Genomic DNA, 24,990 nt, shown 5'->3' on the forward strand with positions numbered 1-24,990 from the left:
GCTCGATCGCCGCGCCCGCGGCGGCCGGCGCCGCGGTTGCCTGCAGCGATTCGCGGTTGGCAGCCAGCAGCGCGTCGACCTGCTTGGCATCGACGCGCGTCATCAGGTGCTGGTAGGCCTGCACCGGGCTGGCGGCCGACAGCTGCTTGTCGATGGCACGCCAGTCCAACGGCTCGACGTTCAGGAAGCGCTCAACGCCGGCAGCCACGTTCGGCACCACCGGCTTCAGGTAGACCGTCAGCAGGCGGAAGGCTTCCAGCGAGACCGAGCACGCCGCATGCAGCGCCGCGCGCTTGTTTTCGTCCTTGGCCAGTTCCCACGGCTTCTCGGTGTCGACGAAGGCGTTGACCGCATCGGTCAGCTCCATCACCAGGCGCAACGCCTTGCTGTACTCGCGGGCTTCATAGAGGTGGGCGACCTGCGGTGCGGCCTGGCGCAGCTGTTCGAGCAGCGGGTGGGCCAGCGCGGCCTCGTCGACCTTGCCTTCGAAACGCTTGACCAGGAAGCCCGCGGCGCGGCTGGCGATATTGACGTACTTGCCGATCAGGTCGCTGTTCACGCGCGCAATGAAGTCATCGAGGTTCAGGTCGAGGTCTTCCATGCTCGCGTTGAGCTTGGCGGCGAAGTAGTAGCGCAGCCATTCCGGATTCATGCCGGTGTCGACATAGCTCTGCGCGGTGATGAAGGTGCCGCGCGACTTGCTCATCTTGGCGCCGTCCACGGTCAGGAAGCCGTGGGCGAACACATTGGTCGGGGTGCGGTAGCCCGAGAAGCGCAGCATCGCCGGCCAGAACAGCGTGTGGAAGTACAGGATGTCCTTGCCGATGAAGTGGTACTGCTCGGCGGTCGAATGCGGGCCGACCCAGGCGTCGAAGTCGATGCCCTTCTTCGCGGCCAGGTTCTGGAAGCTGGCGTAGTAGCCGATCGGGGCGTCCAGCCACACGTAGAAGTACTTGCCGGGCGCGCCGGGGATCTCGAAGCCGAAGTAGGGCGCATCGCGCGAGATGTCCCAGTCGGACAGGGTCGAGGCCTCGCCCTCGGCGCCCAGCCATTCCTGCATCTTGTTGGCGGCCTCGGGCTGGGCCAGGTCGGCCACCCATTCGCGCAGGAAGGTCTCGCAGCGCGGATCGGACAGCTTGAAGAAGTAATGGGCCGACGACTTGCGCACCGGCGTGGCGCCGGACACCACCGAATACGGGTTCTTCAGGTCGGTCGGCACATAGGTGGTGCCGCAGACCTCGCACGAGTCGCCGTACTGGTCCTTGGCGCCGCACTTGGGGCACTCGCCCTTGATGAAGCGGTCCGGCAGGAACATGTTCTTGACCGGGTCGAAGAACTGTTCGACCTCGCGCTCGGCGATCAGGTCCTCGGCCTTCAGGGCCAGGTAGATCTTTTCGCACAGCTCGCGGTTTTCTTCAGCGTCGGTGCTGTAGTAGTTGTCGAACGACACCAGGAAGCTGTCGAAGTCGCGCTTGTGCTCGGTCCAGACGCGGTCTATCAGTGCCTTGGGTGTGATGCCTTCCTTCTCGGCGCGCAGCATGACCGGCGTGCCGTGGGTGTCGTCGGCGCCGACGTAGTAGACCTCGTTGCCCATCATGCGCTGGAAACGCACCCAGATATCGGTCTGGATGTATTCCACCAGGTGGCCGATATGGATCTGGCCGTTGGCATAAGGCAGGGCGGATGTGACGAGGATGCGACGTGCGGTCATAAACAGGAGCCGGTCAGGAGCGGGGAAATATCAGGGGGACGGCGCCAGCCAGGAAGGGAGGGCGCGTGCCGGGAAGGGGCTATTTTAGCAACTGGCCAGCGCCTGCGCGCCGGTTCCGCATGGCGGAATGGCGAAACCCACGGATCCGTTCGGCCAAAAAAAAAGCGCCGGTCAGAACCGGCGCAGCTTTCCACAACGGAAAAGGAGGAGAAATCAGGTACCGCCCGGGAGGTCAGCCACCCATCGCGAGCCAGCAACGGTGGCAAGCGGCACCTGTTTCTATGACTGGGTCATCCTTGAATTGGTTTCAAAAAAATTTCGACGCGGCGATTTTGTGCCCGTCCGGCCTCAGTGCCGTTGTCCGCAACCGGCTGGGATTGCCCGCGCCCTTCGGCCGTCAGTCGGTTGCGTGCGACGCCGCGATCACCCAGGTAGCCGGCCACGCTCTGGGCGCGGCGCTGCGACAGCTGCATGTTGTAGTTGGGGTTGCCGGTGCTGTCGGTATGGCCCACCACGTTGGCGCTCACGTCCTGGTGCTGGCCCAGGGTCTGCGCGACCTGGTCGAGCACCGAGCGGAACGACGGCTTGATGGTGGCGCTGTCGGTATCGAAGGTAACCTGGCTGGGGATGTTGACCTTGAGCGTGCCATCCGGCTGCTCGGTGATCTGGGTGCCCGTGCCCGCGGTGTCCTTGTTCAGCTTGCCGCGGATGGCGTTCCAGTTGTAGCCGGTTGCGCCGCCGATGGCACCGCCCACTGCCGCGCCCACCAGCGTGCCGGTGGTATTGCCGCCGATCAGGTTGCCAAGCCCGGCGCCGACCGCGGCGCCCACGCCGGTGCCGACTGCCGTATGGGTTTGCTGTTCAGTGGCGCAACCTGCGGCCAGCAGCGTGGCAGCGGTGAGCGAGACAGTAACGAGCTTGATCTTCATGCTTTCTCCTTCTGATGTTCCCGTAAATGTTCTTGGTACCGCATCGCGATGGTAACGCCAAGGCTAGCGGCAGGTAACCCTTTGTACGCGTCGGGCCCGGCCGGCCCGGGCACCGCCTGCGGTGCCGGCGTACCGGGCCGTCCAACCGCACTACAATATGGATATGGCGGCGCGCGCACAAGTGCAAGCTTGTGAGATTTGTAAATGTCTGTAATCCCACACCCTATGCAGGGTATTGCGCGCGGATTTCCGGCGTTCATGGCCGGTGCTGCATACTTTGATACATTAGGCGCAGGCCATCATGCGCCAGTCCCCCCAAATCATCGAAGCGGAGTTTGTCTTGAGCGTCAGCACTGAGCAGGTCACCGAAGCCCTGCGCACCGTCATCGACCCCAATACGGGCAAGGACCTGGTATCCACCCGCTCGGCCAGGAACATCCGCGTCGACGGCGGCGATGTCTCGCTGGAAGTCGAACTCGGCTACCCCGCGAAGAGCCAGTTCGATCCGATCCGCAAGCTGGTGGTTGCTGCGGTGCGGCAAGTGCCGGGCGTGAGCAATGTCAGCGTGGCCGTGACCATGAAGATCGTCGCGCACGCGGTGCAGCGCGGGGTCAAGCTGCTGCCGGGCGTGAAGAACGTGATTGCGGTGGCGTCGGGCAAGGGCGGGGTGGGCAAGTCCACCACGGCCGTGAACCTGGCGCTGGCGCTGGCGGCGGAAGGCGCGCGCGTCGGCATGCTCGACGCAGACATCTATGGGCCGAGCCTGCCGATGATGCTGGGCATCGACGGCCGCCCGGAATCCGCCGACGGCCAGACCATGGAGCCGCTGGAAGGGCACGGCCTGCAGGCCAACTCGATCGGCTTCCTGATCGAGCAGGACAACCCGATGGTATGGCGCGGCCCGATGGTCACCTCGGCGCTGGAGCAGCTGCTGCGCCAGACCAACTGGCACGATCTGGACTACCTGATCGTCGACATGCCGCCGGGCACCGGCGACGTCCAGCTGACGCTGTCGCAGAAGGTGCCGGTCACCGGCGCGGTGATCGTCACCACGCCTCAGGATATCGCGCTGCTGGATGCCAAGAAGGGCCTGAAGATGTTCGAGAAGGTGGGCATTCCCATCCTGGGCATCGTCGAGAACATGGCGGTCTACTGCTGCCCGAACTGCGGCCATGTCGAGCATATCTTCGGCCACGGCGGCGGCGAGAAGATGTGCGCCGACTACGGCGTCGACCTGCTGGGCAGCCTGCCGCTGAACCTGCAGATCCGCGAGCAGGCCGACTCCGGCCGCCCGACCGTGGTGGCCGAGCCCGACAGCCCGGTGGCCGGGATGTACCGCGCCATCGCGCGCAAGGTGGCGATCAAGGTCGCCGACAAGGCGCGCGACATGACCAGCAAGTTTCCGAGTATCGTGGTGCAAAACACCTGAGCGCGCGCCGCGCGCAGCAACCATGGAAAGCCAGCCTGCCCCCGACCTGCCGGCACCCGCTGCCCGCCCCGCCGTCACCATGGCGGTGGTGATGCGCAAGGTCGCGCTGGCCAACCGCTGGCAGCCGTGGAAGTGGGAGCTGGACGCGGTGCTGCCGGACCTTGGCGAGTTCGGCACGCATCCCGTGTGCCTGGAGCACGACGCCCACGGCGCGCACTGGCTCTACCCGGGCTTCGAGGTGACGTTGTTCCGCGACCAGGGCGAAGGCTATTACCTGAACCTGACCTCGACCACGCCGTGCTGGTTCGTGCTGTGGCGCATGCCAGAGGACGACGGCGCTGGCGAAGAGGCCCATCCGGTGCCGATGACCGTGACGCTGTCGTACAACGAGGCCGGCCGCTGGCTCGATGCCGGCGAGACCGTCGAGAACGTGCCGCTGGCGCCCGAGCAGCGCGAGTGGCTGCAGGCCTATGTCGACCAGCACTACCGGCCCGAGCCCAAGCAGCGGCGCCGGCCCGAATCCTTCAAGGCGCCGGAAGACCGCGCCCGCTACTGATCCTGACGACCTGAGCTTGCCCTGCCGATGAGCGATTCGTCCTTCCTGTCGCGCTGGTCGCGCCGCAAGGCCGCGGTGCGGGAGGGCGTGCCCGTGCCGGCAGAACCGGCACCACCGGCGCATGCCGAAGCCGTCCCCGCGGCCACCGGGGCCGCGCCCGAAGCGCCGCAAGTACCGGCCCCGACGCTGGAGGACGTGGCCGCGCTGCGCCCCGGCGACGAGATCGCCCGGTTCGTGGCCCGCGGCGTGGATGAGTCAGTCAAGCGCGCGGCGCTGAAGACGCTGTTCGCCGATCCGCACTTCAAGGTCATGGACGGGCTCGACATCTATATCGACGACTACAGCAAGCCCGACCCGATCCCGCCGGAGATCCTGCGCCAGCTGCGCCAGTCCGAGACCCTGGGCCTGTTCGAGCCGACCGACGAGGAACGCGCGGCGGCACAGGCCGCGGCCGCCGCCGCGGGGCCTGTGGATGTACCGCCGGCGGCGCCCGCCGAGTTCGCCGAATCCGGCGAGACCGCCGACACTACGGACATACCCGCACCAGTCGAAACGCCGCAGCAAACTGTAAGTCAAAGCGCAGAACAGGGCCCGCAAGACCCGGATAAATGCGCGTAGCCTCACAGGTGCAGCGCAGCCTACAATAGGCATCCCCACAATCCGCCGGCCCGCAGACCCCTCGCCAAGAAGGACGTCCGGACCGGTCAGCCGCATTCGCCATGCCGACGCTGATCTGCAACTGCAACGACACCATGCCGCTTGACGGGGCGGCATTGTCCGAAGCAACCAAGGACGCCAACCAGGGCCCCTTGAAGGTCCATCGCCTGCTGTGCCGGCGCGAGATCGGCGACTTCACCGCCGCGCTCGACGGCACCGACGACGTCATCGTCGCCTGCACCCAGGAACGCCAGCTATTTACCGAAGTCGCGGCGCAGGCCGCGCAGGGCAGCGATGGCCGCCCGGTGGTGACTGCGCCGGTGCGCTTCGTCAATATCCGCGAGACCGGCGGCTGGTCACAGGGCGCCCGGCGCGACCCCAAGACCGCCAATGCCAAGATCGCCGCGCTGCTGGCCGTGGCAGCGCTGCCCGAACCTGACCCGGTGCCGGTGGTGGATTACCGTTCCGACGGCGCGGTGCTGGTGCTGGGCCCGGCTCAGCGGGCGCTGCCGTGGGCCGAGCGGCTGGCCGCGATGCAGCTGGAGGTCACGGTGCTGCTGACCGGCAGCGACATGCGTGAAGGCGCCGCGGCGCAGCCTGCGGCGCGCGCCTATCCGGTCCACAGCGGCCGGCTGGGCTCGCTGACAGGCTGGCTGGGCGCGTTCGAGGCCAGCTGGGAGACCGGCGCCGGCCGCAGCAACCCGATCGACCTGGACCTGTGCACCCGCTGCAACGCCTGCATCGACGCCTGTCCCGAGGACGCGATCGACTTCAGCTACCAGATCGACCTGTCGCGCTGCCGCTCGCACCGTGCTTGCGTGCGCGCCTGCGGCGCCGCCGCGGCGATCGACTTCGACCGCCCGCAGGGCACTGTGCAGGGACGCTTCGACCTGGTCTTCGACCTGTGCGACACGCCTGCCTTCACCATGCACCAGCCGCCGCAGGGCTATCTGCACGCCGGCGCCGATGCCGCGCGCCAGCAGGCCCAGGCGCTGATGCTGGCGGGGCTGGTGGGCGAGTTCGAGAAGCCCAGGTTCTTCCGCTACAAGGAAAACCTGTGCGCGCATGGCCGCAACCAGACCACCGGCTGCACCGCCTGCATCGACATCTGCTCGACCGAGGCCATCGGCTCGCGCTGGCATGACGGCAAGGGGCGCATCGAGGTCACGCCCAACCTGTGCATGGGCTGCGGCGCGTGCACCACTGTGTGCCCGAGCGGGGCCATCAGCTATGGCTACCCGGGGCCGGAAGTGACCGGCGCGCGCCTGCGCACGCTGCTGTCAGCGTACCGCCAGGCCGGCGCGCGCGATCCGGTGGTGCTGCTGCATGGCGAGGAATACGGCACGCCCGCGCTGCTGGCACTGGGCCGTTCCGCCCGCGGCGGCAAGGCCAAGGGAGTGCCCGCCAATGTGATGCCGTTGTCGCTGTTCCACCCGGCCTCGGCCGGGCTGGAGCTATGGCTCGCCGCGCTGTGCTGGGGCGCCAGCCGCGTAGCGGTGCTGCTGACCGGCGACGAGGCACCGCAGTACCGCACCGCGCTGCTGGAGCAGATCGCGGTCGGGCGCGCTCTGCTGGCCGGCCTGGGCTATGACGGCGAGGTACTGTCGCTGGTCGAGGCCGCCGATACGCCGGCGCTGGATGCCGGCCTGGCGGCGCTGCGCCCGGGCCGCAACGCAGTGCCGCCGGCGCCGTTCGGCCCCGTCGCGGCCAAGCGCGAGATGCTGGACTTTGTGCTGGACCACCTGGCGCGGCACGCGCCGGTGCCCGCGCCAAGCGTGCCGCTGCCGGCCGGCGCGCCGATCGGCGCGATCGCGGTGGATACGGGCAAGTGCACCATGTGCATGGCCTGCGTCGGCGCGTGCCCGTCGCAGGCGCTGCGCGACAATCCCGAGCGCCCGGTGCTCAGCTTTATCGAGCGCAACTGCGTGCAGTGCGGGCTGTGCGAGAAGACCTGCCCGGAAGACGCCATCAGCCTGGTGCCGCGCCTGCTGGCCGGCGACGCGGCGCGCCGCCCGGTGACCCTGAACGAGACCCAGCCGTTCCATTGCATCCGCTGCGCCAAGCCGTTCGGCACGGCGCAGATGGTGGAGTCGATGCTGGTGCGCCTGGCCGGCCATCCGGCCTTTGCCGGCGCCGCGGCCGAGCGCCTGAAGATGTGCCCTGACTGCCGCGTCATCGACATGATAGAGCGCGATACGGGAACCGCCACCGGCGCCACGCTGCGCTGACAGCGGCCAGGCCACCCAGGACAAATCATCACGACATGACAGATTTCCAGCCGATCCAGCTCACCGCCGCGCCGCCCGCCGACGATGCCGAAGACACCGCCCGCGCCGACCTCTACGGTCTGCTTGCCACGCTGTTCTACCACGCGCCCGACGCCGCGCTGCTGCACCACATCGCCGCCAACCGCGCCGTGGGCGAGGACGCGAACACCGTGCTGGGCAAGGCGTGGAACGCATTGTGCGATGCAGCATCGGAGACCACGGCGGCCGAGGCCGAGGACGAGTACCGGCAGCTGTTCGTGGGCGTGGGCCGCCAGGATGTGTTCCTGTACGGCTCCTTCTACATGACCGGTTTCCTGAACGAGCGCCCGCTGGTGGCGCTGCGCGAAGACCTGGCCCGCTACGGCCTGGAGCGCCATGAAGATGTCAGCGAAACCGAGGACCATATCGCCACGCTGTGCGAGGTGATGCGCTTCCTGGTGGCGGGCGACGACCTGGCGGTGTCCAACCTGGGCGAGCAGCAGCGTTTCTATGCGCAGCACCTGCAGCCCTGGGTGGAGCGATTGTGCGATGCAGTGACGACGCACCCGCAGGCGCGTTTCTATCGCAGCGTGGCAGGCTTGCTGGGCGCGTTTGCCGGCGTGGAAGCGATGGCGCTCGAGATGCATTGAGCGGGCGGCATTGAATATCGGCGCGCTTCGAGGCTTCTTTAGCGCAGCGGGCCCAAGGCGGCCATTTACACGAAAATGGGTTGGAAAGTAGGGAAAAACCCGTGCATATCATGGTCTTTCCTGCTAGTTGATTCTAGAATATGCATAACAACGCATAACGGCTAAAACCATCGGGCTTGGACAGCCGAGGAGCCCCCACATGACACAGAAGCAAACCAGGGTCGCGCGCCGCACGTTTCTCGCGGGCGCTGGAGTTGTGGCTGCCGCTACGGGTGCGGCAGCGCTGACCGCGCGCGGTCCGGCCATGCCGGACCAGGCCGCAGCTCTGCCGGAACCCACCGATCCTCCGTCGGCCAGCAAGGGTTACCGGGTCTCTGACCACATCCGCAAGTACTACCGGACCACGCTGGTGTAGCTGCCAGGGCGGTGTGGTCTGCCGCACCGCCTGCAACCGGACGCGACCTGCGTCCGCATCTGAGGTGAGACATGATCTTGACCCGCAAACGCGCGGCGCAGGGCGCATCCGCCCGCCTCGCTGACGGCCTGGCCAACCGGCCTGAACATGCCGGCGCAGCCTCCGGCCGACTCTCGCAGCGGCTCGCGGCCAGCCTGGCCGGCGCGATGCCGACCATGGACCGCCGCAGCTTCCTCAAGCGCTCTGGCATCGGCGTCGGTGCCGGGCTGGCGGCCTCGCAGCTGACGCTGATCCGCAAGGCGGACGCAGCCGACGACAAGAAGGCGGCTGCCGACGGCAAGACCGGCATCGTGGTCAGGCGCACCGTGTGCGGCCACTGCTCGGTCGGCTGCGCGGTCGACGCGGTGGTGCAGAACGGCGTGTGGATCCGCCAGGAGCCGGTGTTCGATTCGCCCATCAACCTGGGCGCGCACTGCGCCAAGGGCGCGGCGCTGCGCGAGCACGGCCACGGCGAATACCGCCTCAAGTACCCGATGAAGCTGGTCAACGGCAAGTACCAGCGCATCAGCTGGGACCAGGCGCTGGACGAGATCACCGCGAAGATGAAGGAGATCCGCCAGCAGACCGGCCCGGACTCGATGTTCTTCGTCGGCTCGTCCAAGCACAGCAACGAGCAGGCCTACCTGCTGCGCAAGTGGGTGTCGTTCTTCGGCACCAACAACACCGACCACCAGGCGCGCATCTGTCACTCCACCACCGTGGCGGGCGTGGCGAATACCTGGGGATACGGGGCGATGACCAACTCGTACAACGATATGCAGAACGCGAAGGCAGCGCTGTATATCGGCTCCAACGCGGCCGAGGCGCACCCGGTATCGATGCTGCACCTGCTGCACGCCAAGGAGAACGGCTGCAAGGTGATCGTGGTCGATCCGCGCTACACGCGCACCGCAGCCAAGGCGCAACACTACGTGCGCATCCGCTCGGGTACCGACATCGCGTTCCTGTTCGGCATGCTGTACCACATCTTCCAGAACGGCTGGGAAGACCAGAAGTACCTGCAGGATCGCGTCTACGGCATGGACAAGGTCAAGGAAGAGGTCATGGCCAAGTGGACGCCCGACAAGGTCGAGGAAGTCTGCGGCGTGCCCGAGGCGCAGGTGAAGATGGTGGCCGAGATCATGGCCAAGAACCGTCCCAGCACGCTGGTGTGGTGCATGGGTCAGACCCAGCACACCATCGGCAACGCGATCGTGCGGGCCTCGTGCCTGGTGCAGCTGGCGCTGGGCAATATCGGCGTGGCGGGAGGCGGCGCCAACATCTTCCGCGGCCATGACAACGTGCAGGGCGCCACGGACGTGGGCCCCAACCCGGACTCGCTGCCGGGCTACTACGGCCTGGCCACCGGCGCGTGGAAGCACTACGCCGCGGTGTGGGGTGTGGACTATGAATGGATCAAGAAGCAGTTCGTCTCGCAGGCGATGATGGAGAAGTCCGGCACCACGGTGTCGCGCTGGATCGATATCGTCACCGAGAAGAACGAGCTGATCGACCAGGACAACAACGTGCGCGGCGTGTTCTTCTGGGGCCATGCCCCGAACTCGCAGACGCGCGGCCTGGAGATGAAGAAGGCGCTGGACAAGCTCGACCTGCTGGTGGTGGTCGACCCCTATCCGTCGGCGACCGCGGCCATGGCCAACATGCCGCCGGCCGAGGGCGACAAGGTCAACCCGAACCGCGCGGTCTACCTGCTGCCGGCATGCACGCAGTTCGAGACCTCGGGCACGTGCACCGCGTCGAACCGCTCGCTGCAATGGCGCGAGAAGGTCATCGAGCCGCTGTTCGAGTCGATGCCCGACCAGACGCTGATGCAGGCGTTCGCCGACAAGCTTGGCTTTGGCAAGGAGCTGTCGAAGAACATGAAGCTGATCGAGGTGAAGCGCGCCGGCCGCACCTGGATGGAGCCGGAGCCAGAATCGATCCTGCGCGAGATCAACGCCAGCAACTGGACCATCGGCTACACCGGCCAGTCGCCGGAGCGGTTGAAGGCGCATATGCGCAATATGCAGATGTTCGACGTCAAGACGCTGCGCTGCAAGGCGGGCAAGGATCCGGTGACCGGCTACGACCTGACCGGCGACTACTTCGGGCTGCCGTGGCCGTGCTACGGCACGCCGGAACTGAAGCACCCGGGCTCGCCCAACCTGTACGACACCAGCAAGCACGTGATGGACGGCGGCGGCAACTTCCGCGCCAATTTCGGCGTGGAGCGCGACGGCGTCAGCCTGCTGGCGGAGGACGGTTCGTATTCGCTGGGCGCTGAGATCACCACCGGCTATCCGGAGTTCGATCATGTGCTGCTGAAGAAGCTGGGGTGGTGGGACGACCTGACCGATGCCGAGAAGGCCAAGGCCGAAGGCAAGAACTGGAAGACCGACCTGTCGGGCGGCATCCAGCGCGTGGTGATGAAGAACCATGGCTGCCACCCGTTCGGCAACGCCAAGGCGCGCGCGGTGGTATGGAACTTCCCCGACGCGATCCCGCAGCATCGCGAGCCGCTGTACTCCACGCGCCCGGACATGGTCGCCAAGTACCCGACCCACGACGACAAGATGGCGTTCTGGCGGCTGCCGACGCTGTACAAGTCGGTGCAGCAGCGCAATATCGAGAACAAGGTCTATGAAAAGTTCCCGATCATCCTGACCTCCGGGCGGCTGGTCGAGTACGAGGGCGGTGGCGAAGAAACCCGCTCCAACCCGTGGCTGGCCGAACTGCAGCAGGAGAACTTCGTCGAGATCAACCCGCGCGCGGCGTCCGACCGCGGTATCCGCAACGGTGACTTTTGCTGGGTGAAGACGCCCACCGGGGCCCGCATCAAGGTGCGCGCGCTGGTGACCGAGCGGGTGGGGCCCGATACCGCGTTTATCCCGTTCCATTTCTCGGGCTGGTGGCAAGGCAAGGACCTGAAGGACTACTACCCCGCGGGCGCGATGCCGGTGGTGCGGGGCGAGGCGGTCAACACGGCCACCACCTACGGCTATGACTCGGTGACGATGATGCAGGAAACCAAGACCACCGTTTGCCAGATCGAGCGGTTTGCCTAAGCGCAGAGGGACACCATGGCACGCATGAAATTTATCTGTGACGCCGAGCGCTGCATCGAGTGCAACAGCTGCGTCACTGCCTGCAAGAACGAGCACGAGGTGCCCTGGGGCGTGAACCGGCGCCGCGTGGTCACCGTCAACGACGGCATGGTCGGCGCCGAGAAATCGATCTCGGTGGCCTGCATGCACTGTTCGGACGCGCCCTGCATGGCGGTCTGCCCGGTCGACTGCTTCTACCGCACCGAGGACGGCGTGGTGCTGCACGACAAGGACGTCTGCATCGGCTGCGGCTACTGCTCCTACGCCTGCCCGTTCGGCGCGCCGCAGTTCCCGTCGACCGGCACCTTCGGCGTGCGCGGCAAGATGGACAAGTGCACCTTCTGCGCTGGCGGCCCGGAAAAGAACGGCTCGGAAGCTGAGTTCGAGAAATACGGCCGCAACCGCCTGGCCGAAGGCAAGCTGCCGCTGTGCGCCGAGATGTGCTCGACCAAGGCGCTGCTGGGCGGCGACGGCGATGTGATCGCCGACATCCTGCGCAACCGCGTGATCAAGCGCGGCACCGGCGGCGACGTGTTCGGCTGGGGCACGGCCTACGGCACCGCCAAGGGCGGCGCGGCCCAGCCGGCCCAACCGGCACAGCCGGCGCCCGCTGCACCGGCCGCACCCGCGGCCCCGGGAGGGCAAGCGTCATGAACCGCGTCCGCGTTGTTGCATTGGTGTCGCTGTGCGGCGTGCTGCTGGCAGCTTGCGGCGAGAAGCCGCAGACCATCAGCCCGTCGCACCGCAAGACTGACGCCCAGGCCTACCAGGGCGCCCCGGATGATCCGTTCGTGGCCAAGGGCTGGAAGCAGGGCGACAAGACCAGCTGGGACAACCAGATTCGCCAGCGCAACCAGTTGCAGAACGAGTACAACCGCACGCAATGAAGGCGCTGCAGCTGGGCTGCCCCGGCAGCCGGGCGCTGGCCCTCGACGATCCGAAGGAGTGCACATGACGCCGTCGCAGAATGCATGCCGCGCAGGCTGGCGGCGCTGGCTCAGCGCCGGCGCGCTGGCGCTGGCGGCCTTTGCCGGCACCGCCGCCGCACAGGCGCCGGCCTCGGCACCGCCGGCACCGGCCGCCGCGCAGGCCAATGCCGACACCAACAACCCGGCCACGCACCCGGTCCAGCCGCTGGCCGGCATCGCATCCGAGAATATCTTCAACATACCGCGCCGCGATATCGCCGCCGAGGCCCAGTCGCAGCAGCAGCGCACCGTCACGCAGCCCGGCAACAATGCGCCGGTCTGGCGCGAGGTCAATTCCGACCAGCGCCACTACAGCAGCCTGCCCGACAAGGAAGCCGGCGTGCTGATCCAGCGCACCGGGCAGCAATGGCGCCTGTTCCGCAACGGCGTCATCACCGTCTGGGGCGGCTGGCTGCTGCTGGTGGTGCCGCTTGCCATCCTGGGCTTCTTCCTCTGGCGCGGCGCCATCCCGCTGCGCACGCCGCGCACCGGCCGCATGATCGAGCGCTTCACGCCGCTTGAGCGCATTGTCCACTGGACCATGGCGATCTCGTTCGTGGTGCTGGCGGTGTCGGGCATCGTGCTGCTGCTGGGCAAGCATTTCCTGCTGCCGCTGATGGGCCACATGCTGTTCGGCTGGCTGACCTACGTGCTGAAGAACCTGCACAACGTGATCGGCCCGATCTTCACGCTGTCGGTGATCGTGGCCTTCGTGGTGTTCGTGCGCGACAACCTGCCCAACCGCGACGACATGCGCTGGGTCACCAGCCTTGGCGGCCTGGCGTCCGGCAAGCATGTGCCGAGCGGGCGCTTCAATGCCGGCGAGAAGATGTGGTTCTGGATCGGCGTGTTCGTGTTCGGGCTGGTGCTGTCGGCATCGGGCTGGGTGCTGGACATGATCGTGCCAGGCATGGACTACTACCGCGCGACCATGCAGATCGCCAACGTGATCCATGGGATCTCGGCCGTGCTGATGATCGCGATGGCGTGCGGCCATATCTACATGGGCACGGTCGGCATGGAAGGCGCCTACCGCGCCATGCGCGACGGCTGGGTGGACGAGGCCTGGGCCAAGGAGCACCACGAGCACTGGTACGACGACATCAAGTCCGGCAAGATCCCGGCCCAGCGTTCGGCCAGCCCGGAAGCCGCCGCGGGGCGCAACACCCGGCATACCCCGGGCGAAGCCTGAGGCCGGCTGCCAACCAGACCATGCGGAACCCACGATGACGATGACACGCACCCTGACGCTGGTTGCCCTGTGCGCGGGCGCCACCCTTGCCACCGGCGCGCTGGCCAAGCTGCCGCCGCCGACCGAGGCCCAGCAGGCCAAGGCCGCTGAGACCAAGGCGCGCGCCGCCTGGGCCGACAAGGTCGCCGCCTACCAGTTGTGCCGCGCGCAGGACAAGACCGCGGCGCGTTACTTCGCCGAGCGCAAGGCCCACGGCCAGGAAACCCGCGCGCCGTCGCAAGCCGCCGCGTGTGCCGATCCGGGCCCGTTTGTGGCGCCGACCGCCGCTGCGCCTGCCGCCCCGGCGCCAGCCGTGGCCAGCACCGCGGCCGACGCCAAACCAGCCGCGGCCGGCGCGGTACAATCCCCTGCAAAGGCGCCGTAACCACAGCCCCATGCACGCCGCGCGCGGCGCGGGGCCCTCACCAGCAGTCCCGAGCCCCTCGTCATGACCCTGCGTCCCGAGCTTACCCAGGCAGCCGTTCCCCTGATCGAAGAGGTTGAAGTCGTCGACGAGCAGGGCCGCGTGCGCGCGGCCTACCTGCCGGGCGAGCGTCCGCTGACGGTCTACCTCGACAAGCGCGAGCTGGTCACGCTGATGACCCTGGGCGGCGCGCCCGAGCACCTGGTGCTCGGCTACCTGCGCAACCAGCGGCTGGTGGAATCGATCGAAGACATCGCCGCGGTGCAGGTCGACTGGGAAACCGAGTCCGCCGCCGTGACCACGCGCAATGGCGTGGACCGCATCGAGGAACGCACCGCGCGCCGCGTGGTGACCACCGGCTGCGGGCAAGGCACCGTGTTCGGCTCGCTGCTCGATGAGGTCGACAACATCCGCCTGCCGGTTGGCGCCACGCTGGACCAGGACACCCTGTACGGCATCATCGACACCATCCGGCTGCAGCAGTCGGTCTACAAGCAGGCTGGCTCGGTGCACGGCTGCGCGCTGTTCCAGGGCACCGAGCTGCTGATGTTCATCGAGGACGTGGGCCGCCACAACGCCGTGGACGCCATCGCCGGGCGCATGTGGCTGGAAGGCATGACGGGCAGCGACAAGATCTTCTACACCACCGGGCGCCTGACTTCCGAGATGGTGATCAAGGGCGCGCAGATGGGCATCCCGTTCCTGCTGTCGCGCTCGGGCGTGACGCAGATGGGCTACCAGATGGCCCGGCGCGTCAACCTGACGCTGTTTGCGCGCTGCACCGGCAAGCACTTCCTGCTCTACACCGGGCGCGAGCGCTTCCGCCACCGGCTGCCTGAAGACGCGGTGGCGTAAGCGGCACTTGGTTGTTTGCGTTTGCATAAAGGGGTGGGCGCGATTGGTTGTACAATGCGGCGCACTCCGAGCCAGTGTGTTTACCCTCCCAACCTTATGAGCATCAAATCCGACAAGTGGATCCGCCGCATGGCGGAGCAGCACGGCATGATCGAGCCGTTCGCGCCAGGCCAGGTCCGGGAGCAGGACGGGCGCAAGATCGTTTCGTACGGCACCTCGAGCTACGGCTACGACATCCGCTGCGCCGACGAATTCAAGATCTTCACCAATATCAACAGCACCATCGTCGATCCGAAGAATTTCGACGAGAAGTCGTTCGTGGATTTCAAGGGCGATGTCTGCATCATCCCGCCCAATTCGTTCGCGCTGGCGCGCACGATGGAATACTTCCGGATCCCGCGCAGCGTGCTGACCATCTGCCTGGGCAAGAGCACCTACGCCCGCTGCGGCATCATCGTCAATGTGACGCCGTTCGAGCCGGAGTGGGAAGGCTATGTGACGCTGGAGTTCTCCAACACCACGCCGCTGCCCGCCAAGATCTACGCCGGCGAGGGTTGCGCCCAGGTGCTGTTCTTCGAGAGCGACGAAGTCTGCGAGACCTCGTACCGCGACCGCGGCGGCAAGTACCAGGGCCAGCACGGTGTCACACTGCCGAAGACCTGAGCGCATTACAATGCCGGCGTTTGCCGGAAGGCTGGCCCCGAGAATGGCCGCCACACCTGACGTCAGAGCCACATGTCGCCGCAGCGGGGAACCTCCTGCCGGCCATGTGGCTCAAGTCCTTTATGTCCTGCTTTCCATCAAGGATGCCCGATGAAATTCCGTTTCCCCGTCATCATCATTGACGAAGACTTTCGCTCCGAGAACATCTCCGGCTCGGGCATCCGCGCGCTGGCCGAGGCGATCGAGAAAGAGGGCATGGAGGTCATGGGCCTGACCAGCTACGGCGACCTGACGTCGTTTGCGCAGCAGTCCAGCCGGGCATCGACCTTTATCGTCTCGATCGACGACGACGAGTTCACGCGCGACGGCGATGACCAGCTCGAGGCCGCCGCCATCGAAAAGCTGCGCGCCTTCGTCACCGAAGTGCGCCGCCGCAACTCGGACCTGCCGATCTTCCTGTACGGCGAGACCCGCACCTCGCGCCACATCCCCAACGATATTCTGCGCGAGCTGCACGGCTTCATCCACATGTTCGAGGACACGCCGGAATTCGTGGCACGCCACATCATCCGCGAAGCCAAGGTCTACCTCGACACGCTGGCGCCGCCGTTCTTCAAGGCGCTGATCGACTACGCGCAGGACAGCTCGTACTCGTGGCACTGCCCGGGGCACTCGGGCGGCGTGGCTTTCCTGAAGAGCCCGGTGGGCCAGGTGTTCCACCAGTTCTTCGGCGAGAACATGCTGCGCGCCGACGTCTGCAACGCGGTCGATGAACTGGGCCAGCTGCTGGACCACACCGGCCCGGTGGCCGCGTCGGAGCGCAATGCCGCGCGCATCTTCAACTCCGACCACATGTATTTCGTCACCAACGGCACCTCCACCTCGAACAAGATGGTGTGGCATGCCAACGTGGCGCCGGGCGACATCGTGGTGGTGGACCGCAACTGCCACAAGTCGATCCTGCACGCGATCATGATGACGGGCGCGATCCCGGTCTTCCTGATGCCCACGCGCAACCACTACGGCATCATCGGCCCGATCCCGAAGAGCGAGTTCGATCCGGAGACGATCAGGAAGAAGATCGCCAACCACCCGTTCGCCAGCAAGGCCAAGAACCAGAAGCCGCGCATCCTGACCATCACCCAGGGTACGTACGACGGCGTGCTGTACAACGCCGAGCAGATCAAGGAAATGCTGGCCGCCGAGATCGATACGCTGCACTTCGATGAAGCCTGGCTGCCGCATGCGGCCTTCCACGACTTCTATCGCAATATGCACGCGATCGGCAAGGACCGCCCGCGCAGCAAGGACGCGCTGGTGTTCGCCACCCAGTCGACGCACAAGCTGCTGGCCGGCCTGTCGCAGGCCTCGCAGATCCTGGTGCAGGATTCCGAGACGCGCAAGCTGGACCGCTACCGCTTCAACGAGGCGTACCTGATGCACACCTCGACCAGCCCGCAGTACTCGATCATCGCCTCGTGCGACGTGGCCGCGGCGATGATGGAAGCGCCGGGCGGCACCGCGCTGGTGGAAGAAAGCATCCAGGAGGCGATGGATTTCCGCCGCGCCATGCGCAAGGTCGAGGGCGACTACGACGACGGCAACAACGGCGACTGGTGGTTCAAGGTGTGGGGCCCGGACGCACTGATCGAAGACGGCATCGGCGACCGCGAAGAGTGGATGCTCAAGGCCAATGAGCGCTGGCACGGCTTCGGCGACCTCGCCGACGGCTTCAACCTGCTCGACCCGATCAAGGCCACCATCATCACCCCGGGCCTGGACGTGGACGGCGAGTTCAGCGAACGCGGCATCCCGGCGGCCATCGTCACCAAGTACCTGGCCGAGCACGGCATCATCATCGAGAAGACCGGGCTGTATTCGTTCTTCATCATGTTCACTATCGGCATCACCAAGGGCCGCTGGAACTCGCTGGTGACCGAGCTGCAGCAGTTCAAGGACGACTACGACCAGAACCAGCCGCTGTGGCGCGTGCTGCCGGAATTCGTCGCCAAGCACCCGCAATACGAGCGCATGGGCCTGCGTGACCTGTGCGATGCGATCCACAGCGTGTACAAGGCCAACGACGTGGCCCGTGTGACGACGGAGATGTACCTGTCGGACATGGAGCCGGCGATGAAGCCGTCGGACGCCTGGGCCATGATGGCGCACCGCGAGATCGAGCGCGTGCCGGTCGACGACCTGGAGGGCCGCGTCACCGCCATCCTGCTGACGCCGTACCCGCCGGGCATTCCGCTGCTGATTCCGGGCGAGCGCTTCAACCGCACCATCGTGCAGTACCTGAAGTTCGCGCGCGAGTTCAACAAGCTGTTCCCTGGCTTCGAGACCGACATCCACGGCCTGGTCGAGGACGAGGTCGACGGCAAGACGGCGTACTTTGTCGACTGCGTGAAGCAGGGCGGCTGAGCGCCAGTCCGCGTTCCGCTGACGTGAACAGGGCCCCGCTATGCGGGGTCCTTTCTTTTGGGGGGGAGCTAGGTGAACGGATTCAGCAGCATCGCGCCCGTGCCGCGGAAATCCTCAACATTGCGCGTGACAATGGTCAGGTCGTGGATCAGCGCGGTGGCGGCAATGAACTTGTCCAGCGCGTGCTCAGGCCGCGGCGCGCGCAGCTGGCCCCAGACCTGGGCGACGTCGGCATCGACCGGCAACACCAGCCGGCCAAAATCCTCCAGCACGGTCGCCAGCCATTGCTCCAGCACCTCGGCCTGCGCCGTATCGCCGCGATGGCGGATCAGCGCTACGCCACGCTGGAGCTCGCCCACGGTCAGCGCCGACAGGTAGAGCGCGGCACCTTCCCGCGCCGCCTGCCGGAAGAACGCGCGCACGCCGGGGTTGGCGCGTTCGCGCTTGCGCGTTTCGCTGATGACGTTGGTATCAATCAAATACACGCGGCGCCTCGCCTGGATTCTGGATCCGCTCGAAGTCGGCGTCTTGCCCGACGTCCGGGATGCTGGCCAGCACCTCGGCCAGGCTGCGCCGGCGCGTGCCGCCCAGCGCCTGCGCCAGGATGGCGCGGTGTTCGGCCTCGGCGCTGCGGCCGTTGGCGACGGCCCGCTCGCGCAGGCGCTGGACCAGGGATTCATCGATGCCACGAACGAGTAGTGTTGCCATCTTGAGCTCCTCACCATCGGATGGAGCAAGGATAGCATTGTTATCAATACGGCGGTCACGTATCGACGGCAGGCTGTGCATCGTTGCCGTGTCCGGCCGGTACAAGGGTGTGGTGGGCATGGTGGCTCTCCTGGGGGGTCAGTCTGCTGAACACAGGAGCCAGTCTGGGCCCCGCCGGAGCGCCGGTCGATGAGCCGATTCGCAATCGCGCGCCATGCCTTGCGGCGACACCAAAGCGCCACCGCGCCACCACCGCCGGACGGCGCCGGGGTGGACCCGCGCCAATGAAAAAGCCCCGCGTTGCCGCGGGGCTTGCCAGGCTTGCGCGTCCCCGGGGAGCTGGTTCAGCGCTTCTTTTCGAACTCAAACTGCGGCGCGGCCGATTCGCTTTCCGCGGGCGGCTGTGTCGGCAGCTCCAGCGATCCGCCAGCGGCGGGCTGCGACCCCGGTGCCGGTACCGACAGGCTCGGCGCCGGCTTGGGGCTGGTGCCTCCCAGGTCGAGGCTCAGGTCGCGCGTGATGCTGCGATCCTGTGCCTTTTGCGTGCCGGTGCTGACCAGGCCGGGGAAGACGATGATCAGCGCCACCATCACCAGCTGGATGACCACGAACGGCACCGAGCCCCAGTAGATATCCGAGGTCTTCACCTCGCGCGGCGCGACTGAGCGCAGATAGAACAGCGAGAAGCCGAACGGCGGGTGCATGAACGAGGTCTGCATGTTCACGGCCAGCAGCACGCCGAACCAGATCAGGTCGATGCCGAGCTTGTCCGCCACCGGGCCGACCAGCGGCACCAGGATAAAGGCCAGCTCGAAGAAGTCCAGGAAGAACGCCAGCAGGAAGAACAGCACGTTCACCGCGATCAGGAAGCCGGCCTGGCCGCCGGGCAGCGCGGTCAGCAGGTGCTCCACCCAGATATGGCCGTCCACGCCGTAGAACGTCAGCGAGAACACGCGCGCGCCGATCAGGATGAAGATCACGAAGGCCGACAGCTTGAGCGTCCCTTCCATCGCCTGCCGGGTCAGCCCCAGGTCAAGGCGGCGCTTCATCAGCGCCAGCACCAGCGCGCCGAGCGCACCCATGCCGCCGCCTTCGGTCGGCGTGGCCACGCCGACGAAGATCGTGCCGAGCACCAGGAAGATCAGCGCCAGCGGCGGGATCAGCACGAAGGTGACCTTCTCGGCCATGCGCGACAGCAGGTTCAGCTTCAGCGCCTTGTTGATCACCGCCAGCACGAAGGCGAACAGGATGGCCGCGCCGACCGAGATCACCAGCCGCTCATCCAGCGGTGCCTCGGGCTTGTACATCTTGTCCACCGCCACGCCCACCACGATCGACAGCGCGGTCAGCACCAGCACCGAGGTGGCGCCGCTCTTGCCGCTGGGTTCGCGGAAGGTGCGCGCCTCGAGCGGCAGCGCCGGCGCCGCGGCCGGCTTGATCAGCGTGATCAGCAGCACGTAGCCCATGTACAGGCCGGTCAGCACCAGGCCCGGCACGAACGCGCCCTTGTACATGTCGCCGACCGAGCGGCCGAGCTGGTCGGCCAGCACGATCAGCACCAGCGACGGCGGAATGATCTGCGCCAGCGTGCCCGACGCGGCGATCACACCCGACGCCAGCCGCTTGTCGTACTTATACTTCAGCATCAGCGGCAGCGAGATCAGCCCCATCGAGATCACCGAGGCCGCCACCACGCCGGTGGTCGCTGCCAGCAGCGCGCCGACGAAGATCACGGCATAGGCCAGGCCGCCGCGGATCGGGCCGAACAGCTGGCCGATGGTGTCGAGCAGGTCCTCGGCCATGCCTGAGCGTTCCAGGATCAGGCCCATGAAGGTGAAGAACGGGATCGCCAGCAGCGTGTCGTTCTCGATGATGCCGAACAAGCGGCTGGGCAGTGCCTGCAGCAGCGCGGGCTGGAGCAAGCCCAGCTCGATGCCGACGAAGGCGAACAGCAGACCGTTGGCGGCCAGCGCGAAGGCGATCGGAAAACCCGACAGCAGGAATATGACCAGCGTGCCGAACATGATCGGCGCCATGTTTTGGATCAGGAATTGCGTCATCGTAGGCGCCTGTTATTGTTTTGCCGACGGGCCGGGGCGATTGGCGTCCGCTATCGTCGCGGCGATTTCCGCTGCGGGGTCGATCGAATGCTTGCGGAATGCGGAGGCCGGCAGCAGGCCCTTCAGGTAGGCGAAGCGCTTGATCAGTTCGGACAGGCCTTGCAGGATCAGCAGGAAGAAGCCAGCCACGATCAGGAACTTGGCCGGCCAGCGGATCAGGCCGCCGGCATTGCCCGACATTTCATGGCCGACATAGGACAGCCAGAAGTAGGGGATCGACAACCACAGAATGATCAGCGTGATCGGCATCAGGAAGAAAATGATGCCAAAGACGTCGATCCACGCCTGGGCGCGCTCGGACAGGCGGCCGGCAATGACGTCGATGCGGACATGCTCGTCGCGGCGCAGCGTGTAGGGCGCACCGAGCAGGAACACACCGGCGAACATATACCACTGCAGTTCGAGCCAGGCATTGGAGCTGATGCTGAAGGTGTAGCGAATGATGGCGTTGCCCGCGCAGACCAGTACGGCCAGCAGGATCAGCCATTTCGCCCACTGCCCGATGAAATCAGTCACGGCGTCGATAAGCCGCGAGATCCTCATAAGGAAAGACATGTGATCGTCCTAGGGATTTTGGGGATACAGGGGTGGCGCGTTAGTCTACGGTGTCAGCCGCTCCGCATCTTTAGGGTGAATCCCCAGTGCATCACATTTGCACCGATTTCCGCACCAATTAGGTGCGGTTTTCGATGGGATTCGGATATTTCAAGGCCGAATGTTTACCGGCGGAGAATGACCGCTACTTGCCATAAACCATAGCTAATACGTGCGTTTGCACACAGAAAATCAGAACGGGAGCTTGTTGCTCCCGTTCATGGCCGGCGGGTTACCCCTGAAGCGGGGGTCAGCCGTTCAGCGTCTTGCGTGCCTCGGCGATGGCGGCGCGCACCTGCGCCGGCGCCGTGCCGCCGATATGGTCGCGCGCGGCGACCGAGCCTTCCAGCGTCAGCACCGCGTGCACGTCGTCGCCGATCAGCGCGGCCTTGTCGCCCAGGCCCGAGACTTCGCGCAGCTCGGCCACGCTCAGGTCGGCCAGGTCGCACTGGCGGCTGTCGCAGGCGCGCACCGCGTGGGCCACGGCCTCGTGGGCGTCGCGGAAGGGCAGGCCCTTCTTGACCAGGTAGTCGGCCAGGTCGGTGGCGGTGGCGTAGCCCTGCAGCGCGGCGGCGCGCATCGCTTCGGGCTTGACGGTGATGCCCGGCACCATGTCGGCAAAGATGCGCAGCGTGTCCACGACGGTATCGACCGTATCGAACAGCGGCTCCTTGTCTTCCTGGTTGTCCTTGTTGTACGCCAGCGGCTGGCCCTTCATCAGCGTCAGCAGGCCGATCAGGTGGCCGTTGACGCGGCCGGTCTTGCCGCGCGCCAGTTCGGGCACGTCGGGGTTCTTCTTCTGCGGCATGATCGAGCTGCCGGTGCAGAAACGGTCGGCGATGTCGATAAAGCCCACGCGCGGGCTCATCCACAGCACCAGCTCTTCTGAGAAGCGCGACACGTGCGTCATCACCAGCGCGGCGGCGGCGCAGAATTCGATGGCGAAGTCGCGGTCCGACACGGCATCCAGCGAGTTGCGGCACACGCCGTCGAACCCAAGCTGCTGCGCCACGAACTCGCGGTCGATCGGGTAGCTGGTGCCGGCCAGCGCGGCCGCGCCCAGCGGCAGGCGGTTGACGCGCTTGCGGCAGTCGGCCATGCGCTCGGCGTCGCGCGTGAACATTTCGTTGTAGGCCAGCAGGTGGTGGCCGAAGGTCACCGGCTGCGCCACCTGCAGGTGGGTGAAGCCGGGCAGGATGGTGTCGGCGTTCTGTTCGGCCAGGTCCAGCAGCGCGGCGCGCAGCGCGCCCAGCAGCACCATGATGTTGTCGATCTCGCTGCGCAGCCACAGGCGGATGTCGGTGGCGACCTGGTCATTGCGCGAGCGGCCGGTGTGCAGGCGCTTGCCGGCATCGCCCACCAGCGCGGTCAGGCGCGCCTCGATGTTCAGGTGGACGTCTTCCAGGTCCAGCTTCCACTCGAAGCCGCCGGCCTCGATCTCGGCCTTGATCTGCGCCATGCCGCGCTCGATCTCGGCGCGGTCGGCCTCGGCGATGATGCCCTGCTTTGCCAGCATGGCCGCGTGGGCCAGCGAGCCCTGGATGTCGAACAGGGCCAGGCGCTTGTCGAAGAACACCGAGGCGGTGTAGCGCTTCACCAGGTCGGACATCGGTTCGGAGAAGCGGGCGGACCAGGCTTCGCCTTTCTTGGCAAGTTGGGAGGTGGACATGGACGTCGGCTGCAGTGGCTCGCGCCGGCGTGCGGACGGCGGCGGGCGCGAGAAATTGGGAAACGGCGATTATATCGCCCGCCGGCCCGCTGGCGGCACTGGGTGGCGCCGGCCGGCCCGGCAGCGCCGATCATCAGAGCCGGCTGTGGATCACAGGCCCCTTGAACACCACCGGGCCGCTTGGCCCATCGGCGTTGGGCGAGCCGCCCGGCGGCTCGATGCTGACCGCCAGCGCGGGCACCGCCGCGGGCAGTTGCGCCAGCGCCAGCCGGGCTTCGGGTGCCCGCCCGATCACGCCGAGCGACTGCGGCTTGCCGCCCGCAGGCAGTGCCCACAACTGCAGTACCTGCTGGTCGCTCAGGGCCAGGTGATCCAGGCGGCGCACGATCAGGCTGCGTGCGCCGGCGTCCCACGACACCAGCATCGCAGGCTGGGCACGGTCGTCGTTCAGCACGGCGAGGACCTCGGCCGGCGCCGCCTGATCCTGCCGGGCCAGCTGGATGCCGATGCCGACGGCAAGCACCGCCACCATGGCCATTGCCGCCGCGGCACCGCGCCAGAACACCGGGGCCGACCACAGGCGCTGCCACCAGCCGTCCGCGGGGCGGGTGTCAGGCGCCGGGCGGTCCGGCTGACTGGCCGGATCTGCCATTTTCCAGCCGAGGCGATCCTCGATCCCGCACCAGACCTTGTCGACCGGCTCGGCGGCCGCCTGCAACTCGGCCACGCCCGCCAGCCGCGCCTGCCAGCGGTGGATCGCGGCGCGCACCGCGGGCTCTTCGCGCGCGAGTTGTTCCAGGCGTCGGCGTGCGCCGCCGCGCAGCACCCCCAGCGCGTACTGCGCGGCGATGCGGTCGAGCAGGTCGGGATGGCTGGCCAGCTTCATGCCGCGCCCTCCATGCAGCTGCGCAGCCGCTCCAGGCCGCGCCGGATCCAGGACTTGACCGTCCCCAGCGGCGCGCGCAGGCGGGCGGCCAGCTCGGCGTGGCTCAGGTCCTGCAGGTAGGCCAGCATGATGGCCTGGCGCTGCGGCTGCTCCAGGCGCTGCAGGCAGCGGTTGAGCGCGCGTGCCTGCTGGCTGGCATCGGCCAGTTCCGCGGGCCCGGCGGTGTCGTCGGCCAGCCATTCGCCCAGGTCTTCGTCAAGCTCGACCGTCTGCCCGACGCGTGCCGCGCTTGCCCGGCGCAGGCAGTCCAGCGCGCGGTTGCGCACGATCGCGGTCATCCAGGTCATCGGCGCGGCCAGGTGCGGCCGGTAGTCGCCGGCGTGGTGCCAGATGCTGACAAAGCTTTCCTGCACGACATCCTCCGCCCAATCGCGCCTGCCAGTGATACGCAGCGCAAGGCCAAACAGTTTCGTCGCGGTGAGGTCATAGAGGCCGCGCAGCGCCTGCCGCTCGCCGATGGCCACGGCCTGGAGCAGGGCCGCAAGCCGCTCGGCGCCGGGCGGCGCGGCGTAGGTTTCGGCGGAAGGGGACACCGGAGAGGGGGGCACCGGGGCGTCTCGCGAAAGGGTGTTGCCGGATTATAGGCACGACCTTGCATCCGATTGGCCCCGGCGTGCGTATCAGGTGGCAGGCGCACGATGGCGGCCCCGGG

General features: G+C 67.0%; 23 protein-coding genes. 14 read left to right on the top strand and 9 right to left on the bottom strand.

All coding sequences use genetic code 11. The features are described from left to right. Together metG and C265_RS03980 are read right to left on the bottom strand one after the other, a co-directional pair. Positions 1-1,711, bottom strand: a 1,711-nt coding sequence (gene metG, locus C265_RS03975; protein WP_010813857.1) for a methionine--tRNA ligase, incomplete at its 3' end; no start/stop codon positions are given. Between the two features lie 290 nt (positions 1,712-2,001). Next, the gene (locus C265_RS03980) at positions 2,002-2,640 is read right to left on the bottom strand and encodes an OmpA family protein (protein WP_010813856.1); all 639 of its coding nucleotides are present in this window, start codon (positions 2,638-2,640) and stop codon (positions 2,002-2,004) included. A 340-nt stretch (positions 2,641-2,980) separates the two neighbouring features. Here C265_RS03980 and apbC point away from each other — a divergent pair, with 340 nt between their 5' ends. The 14 genes from apbC (at position 2,981) to C265_RS04050 (ending at position 18,301) form a co-directional block, all read left to right on the top strand. Then, the gene (gene apbC / locus C265_RS03985; protein ID WP_010813855.1) at positions 2,981-4,069 is read left to right on the top strand and encodes an iron-sulfur cluster carrier protein ApbC; all 1,089 of its coding nucleotides are present in this window, start codon (positions 2,981-2,983) and stop codon (positions 4,067-4,069) included. Positions 4,070-4,091: 22 nt separating this feature from the next. Then, complete coding sequence (locus tag C265_RS03990; RefSeq protein ID WP_010813854.1) at positions 4,092-4,625, top strand: DUF3305 domain-containing protein; 534 nt, start codon at positions 4,092-4,094, stop codon at positions 4,623-4,625. Positions 4,626-4,652: 27 nt separating this feature from the next. Continuing rightward, the gene (locus tag C265_RS03995; RefSeq protein ID WP_010813853.1) at positions 4,653-5,243 is read left to right on the top strand and encodes a DUF3306 domain-containing protein; all 591 of its coding nucleotides are present in this window, start codon (positions 4,653-4,655) and stop codon (positions 5,241-5,243) included. A gap of 101 nt (positions 5,244-5,344) precedes the next feature. Next, positions 5,345-7,510: a 4Fe-4S binding protein gene (locus C265_RS04000; RefSeq protein ID WP_010813852.1), complete on the top strand. Its 2,166-nt coding sequence runs from the start codon at positions 5,345-5,347 to the stop codon at positions 7,508-7,510. Positions 7,511-7,545: 35 nt separating this feature from the next. Continuing rightward, positions 7,546-8,178 (top strand): molecular chaperone, encoded by a 633-nt coding sequence (locus tag C265_RS04005; protein ID WP_010813851.1) that lies wholly within the window; start codon positions 7,546-7,548, stop codon positions 8,176-8,178. 199 nt (positions 8,179-8,377) lie between these two features. Continuing rightward, a complete protein-coding gene (locus C265_RS04010; protein ID WP_010813850.1) occupies positions 8,378-8,593 on the top strand; it encodes a hypothetical protein in 216 nt (71 codons plus the stop codon). 71 nt (positions 8,594-8,664) lie between these two features. Continuing rightward, the gene (locus C265_RS04015; protein ID WP_010813849.1) at positions 8,665-11,697 is read left to right on the top strand and encodes a molybdopterin-dependent oxidoreductase; all 3,033 of its coding nucleotides are present in this window, start codon (positions 8,665-8,667) and stop codon (positions 11,695-11,697) included. A gap of 15 nt (positions 11,698-11,712) precedes the next feature. Then, positions 11,713-12,390: a formate dehydrogenase FDH3 subunit beta gene (gene fdh3B / locus C265_RS04020; RefSeq protein ID WP_010813848.1), complete on the top strand. Its 678-nt coding sequence runs from the start codon at positions 11,713-11,715 to the stop codon at positions 12,388-12,390. Beyond that, the gene (locus tag C265_RS04025) at positions 12,387-12,623 is read left to right on the top strand and encodes a hypothetical protein (protein ID WP_010813847.1); all 237 of its coding nucleotides are present in this window, start codon (positions 12,387-12,389) and stop codon (positions 12,621-12,623) included. The genes fdh3B and C265_RS04025 overlap by 4 nt, the downstream gene beginning before the upstream one ends. A gap of 64 nt (positions 12,624-12,687) precedes the next feature. Further along, positions 12,688-13,896, top strand: a complete 1,209-nt coding sequence (locus tag C265_RS04030) for a formate dehydrogenase subunit gamma (RefSeq protein ID WP_010813846.1) — start codon at positions 12,688-12,690, stop codon at positions 13,894-13,896. A 34-nt stretch (positions 13,897-13,930) separates the two neighbouring features. Next, positions 13,931-14,320 (top strand): hypothetical protein, encoded by a 390-nt coding sequence (locus tag C265_RS04035; RefSeq protein WP_010813845.1) that lies wholly within the window; start codon positions 13,931-13,933, stop codon positions 14,318-14,320. A gap of 63 nt (positions 14,321-14,383) precedes the next feature. Then, a complete protein-coding gene (locus C265_RS04040) occupies positions 14,384-15,214 on the top strand; it encodes a formate dehydrogenase accessory sulfurtransferase FdhD (RefSeq protein ID WP_010813844.1) in 831 nt (276 codons plus the stop codon). A gap of 96 nt (positions 15,215-15,310) precedes the next feature. Next, positions 15,311-15,877, top strand: a complete 567-nt coding sequence (dcd, locus tag C265_RS04045) for a dCTP deaminase (protein ID WP_010813843.1) — start codon at positions 15,311-15,313, stop codon at positions 15,875-15,877. Positions 15,878-16,027: 150 nt separating this feature from the next. Then, positions 16,028-18,301: an arginine/lysine/ornithine decarboxylase gene (locus tag C265_RS04050; protein WP_010813842.1), complete on the top strand. Its 2,274-nt coding sequence runs from the start codon at positions 16,028-16,030 to the stop codon at positions 18,299-18,301. 68 nt (positions 18,302-18,369) lie between these two features. Here the strand turns inward: C265_RS04050 and C265_RS04055 are convergent, their stop codons facing one another. From C265_RS04055 to C265_RS04085, 7 genes are all read right to left on the bottom strand, one after another. Next, a complete protein-coding gene (locus C265_RS04055) occupies positions 18,370-18,786 on the bottom strand; it encodes a type II toxin-antitoxin system VapC family toxin (protein WP_037023550.1) in 417 nt (138 codons plus the stop codon). Then, positions 18,773-19,009, bottom strand: coding sequence for a plasmid stability protein StbC (locus C265_RS04060; RefSeq protein ID WP_010813840.1), 237 nt, complete (start codon positions 19,007-19,009; stop codon positions 18,773-18,775). Before C265_RS04060 ends, C265_RS04055 begins: the two co-directional genes overlap by 14 nt. Positions 19,010-19,353: 344 nt before the next feature. Continuing rightward, positions 19,354-21,069 carry a TRAP transporter large permease subunit gene (locus C265_RS04065; protein ID WP_010813839.1) on the bottom strand — a complete coding sequence of 572 codons (1,716 nt, stop codon included), beginning with the start codon at positions 21,067-21,069 and terminating at the stop codon, positions 19,354-19,356. Between the two features lie 12 nt (positions 21,070-21,081). After that, positions 21,082-21,684, bottom strand: coding sequence for a TRAP transporter small permease subunit (locus C265_RS04070; protein ID WP_011615914.1), 603 nt, complete (start codon positions 21,682-21,684; stop codon positions 21,082-21,084). 289 nt (positions 21,685-21,973) lie between these two features. Beyond that, positions 21,974-23,392: an argininosuccinate lyase gene (gene argH, locus C265_RS04075; protein WP_010813837.1), complete on the bottom strand. Its 1,419-nt coding sequence runs from the start codon at positions 23,390-23,392 to the stop codon at positions 21,974-21,976. A 133-nt stretch (positions 23,393-23,525) separates the two neighbouring features. Then, entirely contained in the window at positions 23,526-24,278 is a 753-nt protein-coding gene (locus tag C265_RS04080; RefSeq protein ID WP_010813836.1) for an anti-sigma factor domain-containing protein, read from the bottom strand. Beyond that, a complete protein-coding gene (locus C265_RS04085) occupies positions 24,275-24,871 on the bottom strand; it encodes a sigma-70 family RNA polymerase sigma factor (protein WP_010813835.1) in 597 nt (198 codons plus the stop codon). The genes C265_RS04080 and C265_RS04085 overlap by 4 nt, the downstream gene beginning before the upstream one ends. Between the last annotated feature and the right edge of the window lie 119 nt (positions 24,872-24,990).

This window comes from Cupriavidus sp. GA3-3, assembly GCF_000389805.1.
Lineage (GTDB): Bacteria > Pseudomonadota > Gammaproteobacteria > Burkholderiales > Burkholderiaceae > Cupriavidus > Cupriavidus necator_D.